The organism is Nostoc sp. (assembly GCF_036916575.1).
Taxonomy (GTDB): domain Bacteria; phylum Cyanobacteriota; class Cyanobacteriia; order Cyanobacteriales; family Nostocaceae; genus Nostoc.
Genome location: NZ_JBALGC010000147.1, coordinates 25,045 through 39,393, shown reverse-complemented (window position 1 = coordinate 39,393; position 14,349 = coordinate 25,045). Strand labels below are relative to the sequence as shown.

At 44.0% G+C, this 14,349-nt stretch carries 11 protein-coding genes; 2 read left to right on the top strand and 9 right to left on the bottom strand.

Annotated features, from left to right (window positions below):
* Window positions 1-142 precede the first annotated feature (142 nt).
* The gene (locus tag V7L29_RS33030) at window positions 143-541 is read left to right on the top strand and encodes a hypothetical protein (protein WP_334738141.1); all 399 of its coding nucleotides are present in this window, start codon (window positions 143-145) and stop codon (window positions 539-541) included.
* Between the two features lie 58 nt (window positions 542-599).
* On the opposite strand, the gene V7L29_RS33025 is transcribed toward V7L29_RS33030, so the two are convergent.
* From V7L29_RS33025 to V7L29_RS33000, 6 genes are all read right to left on the bottom strand, one after another.
* On the bottom strand, window positions 600-773 hold the full coding sequence (locus tag V7L29_RS33025) for a hypothetical protein (protein ID WP_334738140.1): 174 nt from the start codon (window positions 771-773) through the stop codon (window positions 600-602).
* Window positions 774-844: 71 nt separating this feature from the next.
* A complete protein-coding gene (locus V7L29_RS33020; protein WP_334738192.1) occupies window positions 845-2,218 on the bottom strand; it encodes a TonB-dependent siderophore receptor in 1,374 nt (457 codons plus the stop codon).
* A 66-nt stretch (window positions 2,219-2,284) separates the two neighbouring features.
* Window positions 2,285-3,343, bottom strand: a complete 1,059-nt coding sequence (locus V7L29_RS33015) for a TonB-dependent receptor plug domain-containing protein (protein ID WP_334738139.1) — start codon at window positions 3,341-3,343, stop codon at window positions 2,285-2,287.
* Between the two features lie 192 nt (window positions 3,344-3,535).
* Window positions 3,536-3,742 carry a hypothetical protein gene (locus V7L29_RS33010; protein ID WP_334738138.1) on the bottom strand — a complete coding sequence of 69 codons (207 nt, stop codon included), beginning with the start codon at window positions 3,740-3,742 and terminating at the stop codon, window positions 3,536-3,538.
* A gap of 220 nt (window positions 3,743-3,962) precedes the next feature.
* Window positions 3,963-4,451, bottom strand: coding sequence for a helix-turn-helix transcriptional regulator (locus V7L29_RS33005; protein WP_334738137.1), 489 nt, complete (start codon window positions 4,449-4,451; stop codon window positions 3,963-3,965).
* A gap of 87 nt (window positions 4,452-4,538) precedes the next feature.
* Complete coding sequence (locus V7L29_RS33000) at window positions 4,539-4,955, bottom strand: hypothetical protein (RefSeq protein ID WP_334738136.1); 417 nt, start codon at window positions 4,953-4,955, stop codon at window positions 4,539-4,541.
* Between the two features lie 147 nt (window positions 4,956-5,102).
* Here V7L29_RS33000 and V7L29_RS32995 point away from each other — a divergent pair, with 147 nt between their 5' ends.
* A complete protein-coding gene (locus V7L29_RS32995) occupies window positions 5,103-5,363 on the top strand; it encodes a hypothetical protein (protein WP_334738135.1) in 261 nt (86 codons plus the stop codon).
* A 629-nt stretch (window positions 5,364-5,992) separates the two neighbouring features.
* Here V7L29_RS32995 and V7L29_RS32990 read toward each other — a convergent pair.
* The 3 genes from V7L29_RS32990 to V7L29_RS32980 all read right to left on the bottom strand — a co-directional run bounded on the left by V7L29_RS32990 (window position 5,993) and on the right by V7L29_RS32980 (window position 14,222).
* Window positions 5,993-8,650 (bottom strand): TonB-dependent siderophore receptor, encoded by a 2,658-nt coding sequence (locus V7L29_RS32990; protein WP_334738134.1) that lies wholly within the window; start codon window positions 8,648-8,650, stop codon window positions 5,993-5,995.
* A gap of 77 nt (window positions 8,651-8,727) precedes the next feature.
* Window positions 8,728-11,334: a TonB-dependent siderophore receptor gene (locus V7L29_RS32985; protein ID WP_334738133.1), complete on the bottom strand. Its 2,607-nt coding sequence runs from the start codon at window positions 11,332-11,334 to the stop codon at window positions 8,728-8,730.
* Window positions 11,335-11,609: 275 nt separating this feature from the next.
* Entirely contained in the window at window positions 11,610-14,222 is a 2,613-nt protein-coding gene (locus V7L29_RS32980) for a TonB-dependent siderophore receptor (RefSeq protein ID WP_334738132.1), read from the bottom strand.
* Window positions 14,223-14,349 lie beyond the last annotated feature (127 nt).

Genomic DNA, 14,349 nt, shown 5'->3' with positions numbered 1-14,349 from the left:
AATTGTTTCCCAAATTGTCATACGTAAAATTATTGGTTATTGTTAAAAAAATAATTTGTAGCCTGCTGGAACAAACGTCAAGGCAGAAGTTACTTCCGGCTGCGCGAAACACGGTTTTGTCACGGCAGAAGTTACTTCCGGGATGACGGAAGCTGCTTTTGGCTGCGCGAAACACGGTTTCGTCACGGCAGAAGTTACTTCCGAGACCACAGAAGCTGCTTTTGGCTGCGCGAAACACGGTTTCGTCACGGCAGAAGTTACTTCCGAGACCACAGAAGCTGCTTTTGGCTGCGCGAAACACGGTTTCGTCATGGCAGAAGTTACTTCCAAGACGACAGAAGTTGCTTCCGGCTGCGCGAAACACAAATTTTCTTTTTCTTTCTTTTGCCTTGTTTGGTCAAAACTCCCAGGAAATCGTGCCCTGTACCGTGAACGGATCACCATAGAAAACGCGATCCCAAAACGAGGCAGAGTCAAAATAATCGATATTGAACTAATGCGATCGCATAAAGCCTACGGCATAGCTACGTTTAAGGCGTAGCCTAGAGTAGAGAAGTGACATAAAGAGTATCGCCTAAAATGTTGGATAGCTGTATGTGTTAAAACTCCCAAGAAATCGTGCCCTGCACTGTGAACGGATCGCCATAGAAAACGCGATTCTGAGTCTGGGCAGATTCAAAATAATCGATATTAAACAAATTCTTGAAATTGAGTCCCACCCGCAATCCTTCTCGTTTATAGAAGATAGAAGCATCGGTGCGGAAATATAGCAACGGACAGTGAGCTTAGGACAGCAATAAAATCACAAAGTACGCTGTTGAAAACGCGTTTTCCGCAAACTGTCCTAACGGCTTTGGCGATTGCTATAACTCGGCAATTGAAACGTGTTGGCTAAATCTCCCTGCCTGTCGCCTGCAAAGTAGAATCCCAACCCAACCCCCAATCCCTTGTAGTTGCCCCTTTGAATTTCGTAGGTTGTCCACAGGTTGAAAGCGTTTTTTGGAACGTTGTTCAACTGATTGCCCACTGTAAGTGTATTGTCTTTGGTAATTTCGGCATCGGTATAAGCATAGCCCGTGATCATGTTCCATCCCGGCAAGATTTCTCCTGTGACATCAAACTCTATACCTCGGCTGCGCTGTTCTCCTATCAGAATAGAGAGCAATGGGTTATTGGGATCTTGGGTGGGCAAGTTGGTGCGCGTCAGGTCATAGAATGCCAGAGTTGCAGCAAGACGGTTATTCAAATCCGCCTTAACGCCCACTTTGTATTGAGTACCGCGCTCTGGCTCGGCTTGTGCCCGACTGATAAATCCTGCTTGTAAAAATGATCTGCTGTAGCTGGCGTAGAGAGAAACGGCTGGAATCGGTTGGTAGACAATGCCAACTCTGGGACTAAATGCTTCATTTTGTTGGAAACCACCCAGCACAATATCTAAGCGTTGATAATCGTTATTGGCAATGTCGAAACGTCCACCCAACAGTACCTTGAGATTATCTAACAATGTGATTTGATCTTGAATATAAAGTCCCAGTGCGTCATTTCTGATGCGATAGTCTAAGAGACGGGCGGTAGGTCTGGCTGGCTGACTACCGTATTGGGGATTGAATAGATCGAGGGATGCGATCGCACTACCAGAATTGGTGACAAACGTATCTTCTCTGGATAGATTGAATCCTGTTACTACTTGATGCCGGATACTGCCAGTAGCAAACTTGCCGACCGCATAAGTATCGAAATTGTAGACATCATCATTGAAGCTCGCTGTGTTGTAAAATCGAGCAAAAGTACGTTGATCGGCTGCTAGGTTGCCAGTAATGAAGTCCCTATCTTGACGGAGAAATGAGGTGCGGAAGGCACTCCGCAGTTGCCAGTTATCGCTAAAGCGATACCCAAAGTCATAACCAACTCGATAGGCTCGACTATTGAAATCCTCAATTCCAGGTTCACCGACGACGCGATTGCGCGGAATCTTACCGTTAGGATTCGGCAGGACAGTGCCTTGGGCTGGAATACCTAAATCGATGGGTCCTTTCGCTTCGTAATACTCTGCTGCCAGGGTGAGCTTGGCTCTGTCGTTGATCTGCCAGGTCAAAGAGGGTGCCACGTTGTACCGCTGTTGGTCATAGAAATCAAGAAAGCTTTCGCTCGTCCGGGCGGCAACTCCTAAACGATACAGCACTGTTTTATTAGCATTCACTGGACCTGATAGATCAATCGCCCCTCGATAAGAATTGAAACTCCCAGCAGAGCCTTCCAGGAAGTAGTAGGGTTCCCGCAGGGGCTATTTCGTGACGACATTAACAATGCCCCCTAGCTGCCCTTGCCCAAACAGAACTGAGGCAGGTCCTTTGAGAACTTCGATGCGGTCAACTGTAACTGGATCGTAGCCAATAGAGGTTAATGTACGATCCTGAAGTCCATCTTTCAAGATATCCGCAACGTTAAAACCCCGAATCAAAAAACTGTCACTGGAGGTGCGCGGAGAGCTTCCTCCCTGTACCACGCCTGGTACGTTTTTGATTGCATCAACTAGTCGGTTGGCTTGCTGGTCTTGAATTACTTGTTGCGGTATAACCTGAATCGATTGAGGTACATCGCGCAGGGGTGTATCGGTTTTGGTGGCAGTTGAGGCATTGGGAACGCGATATCCATCTTGCTCCCCTGTCACCACCAACTCAATCGGCTCATCACCAGAAGCTGATGGTTTTGGCTGTGTCTCGCTTTGGGGCTGCTGCGCTTGAGGTGGCTGTTGTCCAGAAGTCGCCGTAGCTGTAGTTGCTACTGCAAAAATCAGACCTGCATTATCATCATATAACTCAACTGTAGGCAAAGCCTTCTCACCTATCACTGTGACTCGCACAGTATTTGCATCAATATTTGTTACTATTATTTGAGTAATTCCCGCAAGTGGTTTTTCCGAACGGAATGTGAACGCCTCTCCCGAAGGTAAACGTAATTGACCCCCAGATACATCAACAATAAAATTGCTGCCAGTACTGCGATTTGTCACTTGCAGTTGATTCCCAACAGGTGTCTCTAAAATCACTTCCACACCTTTATCAGTGGGATTAGCTTTCACCCCCGTTATTGGCACAATTTCACCCCCCTGTTTTGCCCCTGGCGAAAGGAGGTTTTGTGGTGCAGGCGACTGCACTAACATTTCGGCGCTAGTGAGCGTCCGTTTAAGTTTGCGGATACTAAGGATATTAGCAATAGTAGATTTCTGCTGTAGCGTTTGTGCCAACCCAGCCTGAATACCCAAGACAAACAGGGTACTTACGATCAACACCACTTGTTGCAACTGATTTATCATCACTCCACACCCAACCAGATTTTCCAAATACAGCTTGCTAGTTGATAATTATTTGTATCTAGCTCTATATAGGAGAATACAGGAATTTGAGCGATCGCCCCAACTTAATATTATTTTCTCTCTCTTAGATGAATGGTCATACTCTCAACTATTGTTAAGAAATAGTGTCTTTTAGCATAAACAACTCAGCAAAGCAGTAACCGAAAGCTGAGGCTCCCGTCAAAACTCCCAAGAAATTGTGCCCTGCACCGTCAACGGATCGCCATAATAAAGATTCAGCCGATTCCCCTGAGAAGATTCTAAATAGTCAACGTCAAACAAATTCTTAACATTAACTGCTGCCCGGAATCTATCTTGCTTATAGAAGATAGCCGCCTCAGTCAGGAAATAACTAGCGGGACTTAAACATTTTTTCGGGACAAACAAGCCTCAAACCCATACAGGGTAAGAGAAATACACCAAATACTCAAAAATGGCTCAAACCCAGATATATCAAGAAACTAAGCCTAACGATGTCAAAGTCTTTGTGTATATAGATTTGAGGCTATTTTATGGATGTTTTTTGTTTAAGTCCCATTAAGAAGCTTACAGGAGTGCTTTAGTGTGTGAAAGTGAACTATGGTCGTTAGAGGGAATTTTTTGAACGCTAGCGGGAATTCTTTCGGATAGTTAGGTATTCTTTAGGATTAACTCCAAATTTTTTTCTAAAAGCAGATGCAAAATAACTGCGACTAGCAAAACCCACTATTCGCGCTACTTCTACAACATTCATATCTCCTGTTTGCAATAGTTGTCGTGCTTTTTCGAGGCGGTAATGATGTAAGTAGTGAAAAGCAGTTGTGCCAAAGGTGAGACGGAAACCCCGCTTAAAAGTACATTCATTCAAACCTACTTGTCGTGACAAATCTACCAAAGAAAGAGGATTGTCAAGATTTTGTAATAAAATTTCTTTGGCGTGGTATAGACGTTCTAAATCATCTGATTTCAGAGAATGAGTCGAATTTTTACCTTTTCGCGCTTCTATCTCTTGTTCCACTAATAACACCATTAGATCCAAAACTCTTGCTTCCAAGTACATGCGTTTAGTAATGCCGTAGTAAGGACATTGTAAAATTTGCTGTAAGCAGGCTTGCATCTGAGGAGTAATTTTTCCAGAATTTTGGTAATAAATCCGATTTTCTTCTGCAATTAAATGCTGTAATTCTGTTGGTAAATCTCCCGATTAATCGCCAATAAATGAACGAAAAACCTCTGGTTCTATGTGAACATTAATTTCTATCTGCTTTCCTGGAGATGATTTACAATATTCTTGCGGTGCAATTCCACTACCGTAAAAACCATATTTTTTGGTATTAACAGAGAAAAATGGAATTGTATAACTTCCACAGAGTTGAAAATTGTATTCTAGGGGATGTTCCCGTTCCGGAAGATGAGTAATTATTCCATCGAAGTTGTGGTAGTTGCCAATGTTTAACTCGATTCCTTGGCGTAGCCAAATAAATCGTGAGTAACCTTGACCTAATTGCTGAGGATAGTTGTAAATAATGTCTAAGTCATCATTAGGGTCAAATTTACTGATATTATCGGCATTTTCATCAAAGAGTTCCCAGTAAACTTGGTGTGAAATTGTTACTACCATTACCTCTATGCTGCATTTAAATGAGAATTATATTTATTAAGCATACAGATAATGTTGACAATAATGAATCAGGCAAGAGCGATCGCAGAAGTCAAAACTCGCAACTGATGGAGCCTACAATTGTAAACAGCTCATACCAATTCACAATTGGCAATTCGCAATGACGCTCTCTACGAGACGCGCAAGGGACGCGGACTCGCTCTAAGCGTTGGCGCAGCCTCTCGTTGGCTGTCTTCGTTTCTGAAAGAGAAGAGAAGCTATGCCGTTGGCGTACTCCTACGTCCAAGCAAGCTACGCGGAGCGTGTCGCAGACAAGCCTCTCGTTGGCTGTCTTCGTCTCTCAAAGAGAAGAGAAGGCTTTACGCTGCGCTAACGCAATTCAATAACTTAGATGCAGCAAGGCTTTGAGGGTTTACATTTGTTTCATTATTTTAGTGAATTGGTATCACCTCTTTGAACAGAGATTCTGCTGTAAATTCTTGGTGGTTGCCCAAATTCAATAAATGACTGCCCGAATTCAATCAACGACTGCCCGAATTCACGGAAAATAATTGATTGCTAATTTCTCGCCCTCTCTAAAACGGGAGCATCCCAAATGTGCAAAATCCCCTTAGATGTCTACGCAGAATTAATTTTACCTCTATGTCTAAAGGAATTGTCTAAATCTGCCTGGCGATTGCCCACGTAGAATAATCCCAAACCAAAGCCAAGTTCTTTGAGATAAACCTTTCAAGGTGGATAAAAGCTTTGGTTAAGAAATTCCTCTTTAATCTCTTGACTCTGTGTTCTCTGTGCCTGGGGCGGTTAAATAAATTACTTTTAAACCGCCCCAGCGCAGAGGGCGCTGAAAGAAAAAAAGGATTTTACAAGTCACCTTGAAAGGGCTAGTCCTTTGAGACTACATAGGTATAACTGGCAATGATTTTCCATCCTGGCAACATTGCCAGGAACACGGAAAAGCTTGTGGTTTAAGCAGTTTGCAACTGCTTTCATAATTCATACTGGGGTTTTGTCATTAAGGAGTAAATTTTTGGACGTTAGAACTGCCACGAAACTGTTCCCAGAACTGTAAACGGCGCGCCAGGAAACACACCGTTTCTACTATTAGCGCTTTCAAAATAGTAAATATCAAACAAATTCTTAAAATTCAGCCCGACTCGCCAGTTATCATGACGGTAAAAGATTGCTGCATCCGTTCGCACATAGCTGGGTAATGTAAACGTATTGGGTAAGTCTCCCTGGCGATCGCCCACAAAAAACAATCCGCCTGCAAATCCAAAACCTTTCAAACCTCCAGTTTGAATTTCATAGGTTGTCCATAAAGAAGCACTGTTTCGGGCAACATTATTCGGTTGATCTCCCTTGTACCCTGGTCTGGTATCTTCAGTAATTTCAGGATCAATATAGGTATAACTGGCAATGATTTTCCAACCTGACAAGATTTCTCCAGCGACATCAAACTCAATGCCCCGGCTGCGTTGTTCACCTAGCTGGAGGCTAAATCGCGGATTGTCTGGATCGGTGACGACAATGTTTTGTTTCGTAAGTTGGTAAGCCGCCAGTGTTGCTGCAAGTCTGCCATCGAGAAATTCTGTCTTCACCCCGACTTCAAATTGTTCACCTTCAGTTGGCTCAAATGGTTTGCTATCTCCGTTTCTGGAGGACGCACGAGAGGGTTGGAAAGATCGGCTATAACTGGCATATAAAGAAATTGGCGGCAGGGGTTGATAAACTACTCCCACACGAGGACTGAAGGCGCTATTTTCCTGATCGAGTGAAACACCAGTTAGCCTGTCCTTTTGGGAGGCAGCCGCAATATCAAAGCGTCCGCCCAGCAAAATTTTTACTTTGTCTCCGATTGAGATTAAATCTTGAGCATAGACACCAAGCAAGTCTTGATGCCGTCTCTCTGCAAAGGTTTTCGTCGCGCCACGTTGAATGTCAGGTTGGTTATAGTTCGGGTTAAATAAATCGATAGTTGGCAAAGCGGCAGTTGGGGTGAAGCCATCTCTGATAAAATCAGTTTGCCCTAACTCCACACCGAAGAGCAAATCCTGCTTAATAGTGCCAGTTTGAATCCTCCCAATCACATCTGTTTGTAAAAAGTAAGTCTCTGAATGAGCTTCAGTGAGGGCAAAGGCACGATTTACCGTTCGATTGTCTGGTTGCAGTCCTAAAATATAGGAAAAAGGCTCATCAAAATGTTCAAGTTCGGCTCTGAACCCATTGCGGATTGACCAGTTCTCGTTGAATTTGTGTTGAAAGCGATAACCAAGCCCAACAAAATCACGTTCTAGCTTGAAATCTGGGTTATCTAAAAATCGAGAGCGAGGAACTCGTCCAAAGGGACTCTTAAGAACAGAACCAACCGCCGGAATACCCAAGTACTCTACTTTGGAGAGATCGAGATATTCCGCTTCCAAGGTCAAAGTTGTATTCTTGCCCAGTTCAAAACTAATCACGGGTGCTAATAATACCTGCTCCGTTTTCACAAAATCAACATAGCTACCAGAGTTTTCATAAGCTCCATTCAAGCGATAGCGAATCGTTTTGTCGGCGTTGAGTGGACCGGAAATATCAAATGTCGGACGGTAAAAATCAAAGTTACCAATGGTTCCTTCAACTGCATAATAAGGTTCTGCAAGAGGTTGCTTGGTTGTGATATTGAGAAGACCACCAGGTTCGCCCTGACCATAAAGGACGGATGCTGGTCCTTTGAGAAGCTCAATTTGTTCAATGTTTGCGACATCTATATCACGAGAATAGAAGCCGGATCGCTTAAAACCATTGACAAAAGTACTACCAGTGTCGGCCGCCGCAAACCCTCGGAAAATAAAAGTTTCACCAACCGTAGATTGAGAACCTGATCCGCTAGGAGTCACCCCACTGACGTTCTGAACTGCTTCCCTCGGTCGCGTCACTCGTTGATCCTCCAGCACTTGCCGCGGGATAACCTGAATTGAGGCGGGAATGTCACGGATAGGCGTGTCAGTTTTCGTCGCAGTTGTCGCATTAGGCACTTTATACCCATCTTGCTCACCCGTCACTACCAACTCAATTGGTTCATCACGCTGTGCTGATGGTTGACTTGGTTGAATTTCACTCGTGGGCTGATTTTCGGCTGGTGGTGATTGCGTGGAAGATGCCACCTCAAAAATCAACCCTTCAGTGGGACTATCAGACAACTCAACTACTGGCACACTAGCTTCCCCCGTCACTGTCACTCGGATAGTATTGGCATCTAAGTTTGTAACTGTAATTTCAGTAATTCCCGCTAATGGTTTTTCCGAGCGGAATGTGTAAGCCTCACCAGTAGATAAACTTAGTTGAGCATTGGGAATATCAGCAATAAAATTATTACCAGTGCTACGGTTTATGACCTGTAACTGTTGCCCAAGGGAAGTCTGTAAAATTATCTCCACACCTTTAGCAGTGGGATTAGCTTTGACTCCTGTAATTTGAACTAATTCTGGTGTTGGGGACTGTACAAGTTTTTCGGCACTGGTTAAAGGATGGTCAATCTCACTCAGGTACGGGATTTTAGTAATTGGTGCTGGTTGCGTAGATCCATTCGCGAAGCGTCTCGTAAAGAAGCATCTTGTCGTCAGACCTTGCACCGCAGTAGGTTGCATCATCCAGCATAGTGTTAGTACTGCTGCCAATCTCAGGAAGTTTAACCGATTATTTTTGTTCACTTTTATACTCCTTACACCACTGTCAATACAAATTAATACCGAACCTTTTCTAGGGAGAAAAGGTGAGAAATCCAGGTTCAAAACTCCCACGAAATCGTGCCTTGTACCGTCAACGGCGCACCAGGGTTAACAGTGGTTCTAGTTCGGCTAGCTTCAATGTAGTCAACATTAAAAAGATTCTTGAAGTTCAGACCAAGCCTCAAGTTATTTCGCCGATAAAAAATGCTGGCATCAGTACGCAAGTAGCTATCTACTTTAAAGTCGTTAGCCAGATCCCCTTGGCGATCGCCAGCGTAGAACAAACCCAAGCCAAAGCCTAGCCCTTTCCAATTCCCGGTTTGAAGTTCATAGGTTGTCCACAAAGAAGCAGCGTTATATGGTACGTTGTAGAGTTGGTTTCCTTGTTGCCCATTGTTGCTTTTTGTAACTTTGGCATCGGTGTTGGCGTAAGAGGCGATGATATTCCAGCCGGGAAGAATCTCGCCTGCAATGTCCAACTCAATGCCGCGACTTCTCTGCTCTCCAACCGGAATAACAAAATTTGTATTGTTAGGATCGGTTGTAGCGACATTACTCTTGGTGATTTCGTAGGCAGCTAGGGTTGTTGTCAACCGATTGTTAAGAAATTCACCTTTGATACCTGCTTCATACTGAGTCCCACGTTCTGGTGGGAGCAGTGAACCATCAACACGAGTTCCTGAATTGGGTTGGAATGATTTACTGAAGCTAGCGTAGAGGGAAATCGGTTGAATCGGTTGGTAGACGATCCCAACTCGTGGTGTAAAGGCATCATCTTGTTGATCTGAAGTAGACTTTTGATCAACTAAATCGAAGCGTCCTCCCAGCAGCAATTTTAAATTGTCAGTGAGCGCCACTTGATCTTGCAAGAAGATGCCCAAAAAATTTGTTTGATTATTGATCGCATAAACTACTGGAAGCTGATCTCGATTGGGACGAGGAACGGTTCCATAAACGGGGTTAAAGATATTAATGCTAGGAGCAGGAGCAACGTGATAATCGATATTATTTGTTGTCCTTTCCAAATCAACACCAAACAGAAGCGTGTGCTTGACCGAGCCAGTAGAAAACTTCCCAACTAAATCATTTTGCAGCAAATAGTTCTTGAAATTAACCGGGATATCAGCCCAGTTTCTACTCAGTTCCCCAGTCTGCTCGTTTAAGCTTCCAGCGGAAGCACTACGGTATCGGGAGTCACTTACAGTGAATCGAAACCGACTGCGAAGCTTCAAGTCTTCGCTCAAATCATGTTCTAAACGGTATCCCACCGTGTCCTGTGTTCGGCTGAAATTATCATCCCTTTCATTTAGAACCCGATCAAAGGGAATATTTGCAACTCCTCTACCAAAGGCAATCAGTCCGTCATCAAGAGGTCGCTTTTCATCTAAATGTTCAAATTCCAGGGTCAGGTTCGTGCGATCGTCAATTTTCCAACTCAATACAGGCGAGACAAAATAACGTTCAATTTCTTGGTCTAAGTCCCGAAAATACCCGCCATGCTGATAAACCGCATTTAACCGATAGAGCAGTGTACGCTCTGGGTTTAACGGCCCTGATAGATCCACAGTCGGTCGAACTAGACCAAAACTTCCGGCTTGCACTCCCAAAGAATAAAAAGGATCTCTGAGTGGTTGTTTGGTGACAAAGTTGATCGCTCCACCGGGGTCTACATTGCCGTACAGTACTGAAGCGGGTCCTTTGAGTACCTCGATGCGTTCTAAATTAGCGGTTTCCACCAATTTCTGGTCAGTGTCTCTAAAACCATCCCGTAGATTAACGCTTTGCTCAAAACCACGAATGGAAAATATGTCTTCAGCACTGCCGCCAGATGGTATTGACTGTTGGACACCACTAACGTTACGCAACGCCTCTGAAGCTTGAATGACTTGTTGATCCTTTAGTACCTGCTGGGGAACTACCTGAATCGACTGAGGAATATCCCGCACAGGTGTATCGGTTCGAGTAGCAGTTGAGGCATCTGGCACATTGTATCCATCTTGTTCGCCTGTGACCACCAACTCAATCGGTTCATCACCACTAGTTGACGGTTGACTTGGCTGTGTCTGGTTTTGTGGCTGACTAGCTTGAGGTGTTTCGGGTGGCTGTTGTGGAGAAGTCGCCGTTGCCTCTGATGCTACCGCAAAAACTAGCCCGGCATTATCATCAAATAACTCAACTGTAGGCAAAGCCTTCTCACCTACCACCGTCAATCGTACAGTATTCGTGTTAATATTAGTTACTGTTATCTCTGTAACTCCCGCGAGCGGTTTTTCTGAATGAAATGTGAAAGCCTCGCCCGAAGGTAAACGCAATTGCCCACCAGATACATCGACAATAAAATTATTACCAGTACTGCGATTTGTAACTTGCAACTGTTGCCCAAAAGCAGTTTGTAAAATAATCTCTACACCTTTATCGGTGGGATTAGCTTTGACTCCCGTAATCTGAACTAATTGTGATGTTGGAGACTGTAAAAGTTTTTCGGCACTGGTGAGTGGATGGTCAATCTCACTCAGGTACGGGATTTTAATAATTGGTGCTGGTTGCGTAGATGCAAAGCAGCTTGTCGTTAGACCTCGCACCACACCAGATTGCATCATCCAGGACAATACCAATATTCCGACAAATTGCACCCAGCTTATTCCATCTTTTTTGTTTAATTTCATATTCCTGACACCACCGCTCAACTATTTACATCGTTTACTGTTTGAGATTTTTCTGTTTTAGGACTTACGCACAGGTAACGGAAAACGTAGACGCAAAGCGGCTTGCCGCAGGCTACCACAGAGAACACAGAGGTCACGGAGAAACGAGAGTTTGAGAGGGTTTTTGCGTAAGTTCTATGTTTGTAGTGATCGCACTGCATACTAAATCCTGTAACAACAGGAATTAGTTTGAAAGTCGTCTTGATTTATGGTGAATGCTCCTAAATTACCTCAAATCAAAATTCAAACCCTACTGTTCCCACCACTGTGAATGGTTCACCAGGATTAACTCGGGCGCTGCTACCAGCATTTTCAAAATATTCAATGTCAAACAAATTCTTGAAATTCAGGGCTGTCCGCAATCTTCCTTGCTTGTAGTAAATGGCAGCATCGGTACGTACATAACTCGGTAACTCAAAGGAATTTGCCAAATCTCCTTGGCGATCGCCCACATAATAAAGTCCTAAACCAAAGCCTAGACCGCGCCAATCTCCTTTCTGAATTTCGTAAGTTGTCCACAAGCTGGCGCTAAATTTAGGAATGTTTGCCAAGCTATTGCCAACTCTAAAGAAATTGTCTGAAGTAATTTCAGTATCAGTATAAGCAGCACTAGCAAAAATATTCCATCCTGGGGAAATCTCACCCGATAAATCGAATTCAATCCCGCGAGAGCGTTGTTCGCCAGTTTGAATGGAAAACCGAGTATCTCTAAGATCGGGAGTTGAGACATTAGCGCGGGTTAGGTCGTAGAATGCTAGAACCGCAGAAACTCTGTCATTCAAATCGGCTTTAACACCTACCTCGTATTGCGTGCCACGTTCCGGCTCAAATAGGGTAGTGTCGAACGTGGTTCCGACTACCTGAGTAATCGAGCGACCGTAGCTAGCATAAAGCGAAAGTGGCGTAATTGGCTGATAAACAATCCCGACGCGTGGGCTAAAGCCTTCGTTTTGTTGAAAAGTTTTACTGGTAGTGAGAAAGTTATTTTGTTTTTGATTCAAGATATCAAGACGACCTCCCAATAAAAGTTTAAGATTATCTGCTAGGGCAATCTGGTCTTGAATGTAAATACCCAAAGCCTGTTGCGTTTGTTGATTACTAGTTCTAGAAATTACTGCTCCTGGCAGGCTACCGTAGACTGGATTAAACAGATCGAGTGGTGCGATCGCGCGAGTCGAACCGTCATATCGGTTAACCTCTCGAAATAAATCCAAGCCAATGAGCAGTTGATGCGCGATGCTACCCGTCGCAAACTTGCCAGTGACGTATGTATCTAAGTTGTAATCATCCGTGTTACTGAATTCACCTGGTTGAGAAAATGTTCTCTGAAGATCGCGGTTATTTGAAGCTAAGGAAGAAGGAAAAACCTCTGGTGCAGATGTTGTGAAAAACGTTGCTCGAAAAGCATTGCGGAATTGCCAGTTGTTACTGAAGCGATGCTCAAAGTTGTAGCCAACTCGGAGTGCGTAGCGATTGTCTGCATCATCAGGTTCGCCAATAAAACGATTGCGAGGAATGCGACCGTTGGGATTAGGTGCTACTGTTCCGATCGCAGGGATACCAAATTCATCTTTGCGCGGCGCAGCTGTGTACTCTGTGGTCAGAGTGAGTGTTGTGTTCTTACTAATCAACCAAGTCAAAACAGGAGAGATAAAGTACTGCTCGCTGTTGACGAAATCAATAAAACTCCCAGAAGTCTCTGCTGCCGCTGTCAGACGATACAGTAAGGTTTTTTCTGGGTTCAGCGGCCCAGAAAAATCGAGCGTCCCCCGATAAAAATCGTAATTTCCCGCCGATGCGGAAATAGCGTAATAGGGTTCGCTAAGGGGCTGTTTCGAGACTAGATTAATTGTGCCACCCAAACCACCTTGACCGTAAAGGGCGGCGACAGGGCCTTTGAGGACTTCGATACGTTCTAAATTAATGGTTGGCGAACCAATACGTGAATTTGTTCTATCTCTAAGTCCATCTCGCAAAACGCCCTCATTAGCGCTACTAAAACCACGAATGAAAAAGATATCAAAATGACCGCTACGCGAACCACTCGTGGGTTGTTGGATGCCGCTCACATTTCTCAGAACGTCGCCAATTCTAGTTGCCTGACGGTCTTCAATCAACTGACGAGGAATCACCTGAATCGAGTGAGGAATATCACGCAAGGGCGTGTCAGTCTTGGTTGCAGTTGAAGCATTTGGCACGCGATACCCATCTTGCTCACCTGTTACCACCAATTCAATCGGCTCATCACTTTCTGCCGATGGTTTACTTGGTTGAGTTTCGCTCGTGGGCTGATTTTCTGCTGAAGTTGGTGGCGTTTTGGATTGTGGTTGTGGCTGCACAGAAGATGCAACTGATGCCACCTCAAAAATCAAACCTTCATTAGGACTATCAGACAACTCAACAACTGGCAAAGTTGTTGCACCTATCACGATCACACGGATCGTATTTGCATCCTGATTTGTGAGTGTGACTGAAGCTATGCCATTGGCTGGGTTGTTTTGGCTGAATGTATTTCCTGTTGTTAAACTTAGCTGTGCATTGGGAATATCAACAATAAAACTATTGCCTGAACTTTGATTGACTACTTGCAACTGTTCGCTTTGAGATGTTTGTAAAATTACTTCTAAACCTTTATCAGTAGTGTTAATTTTGACACCTGTGATTTGAATTGGGGCTTGAGAAAGTAACTTTGAAGCATTTGTAGCTGGAAGTTTTAGTTCACTTAGTTGCGGAATGTTAGCAATTGGTGCTGGTTGCGACCGCACTTTATTTGACTGCATTACCCAGCATAGGGCTAGTATGCCTGCAAAACGCAGCCAGTTGATTCCAGAATTTTTGTTAAATTTCATACTTACTCACACCAAAATCACTTATGCAATTGTCGTCAAGAACGCAGATATCTATTACAAGTCAATAAGAAATCTTCTTACCTACCTGATTATTAACTCTATAGGAAATGACATCTTAATTGCAAAT

Coding starts and splice junctions, on each gene's coding strand:
- V7L29_RS33030 (WP_334738141.1), top strand. CDS start 143: ATGACGGAAGCTGCTTTTGGCTGCGCGAAACACGGTTTCGTCACGGCA.
- V7L29_RS33005 (WP_334738137.1), bottom strand. CDS start 4,451: ATGCAAGCCTGCTTACAGCAAATTTTACAATGTCCTTACTACGGCATT.
- V7L29_RS33000 (WP_334738136.1), bottom strand. CDS start 4,955: ATGGTAGTAACAATTTCACACCAAGTTTACTGGGAACTCTTTGATGAA.
- V7L29_RS32985 (WP_334738133.1), bottom strand. CDS start 11,334: ATGAAATTAAACAAAAAAGATGGAATAAGCTGGGTGCAATTTGTCGGA.
- V7L29_RS32980 (WP_334738132.1), bottom strand. CDS start 14,222: ATGAAATTTAACAAAAATTCTGGAATCAACTGGCTGCGTTTTGCAGGC.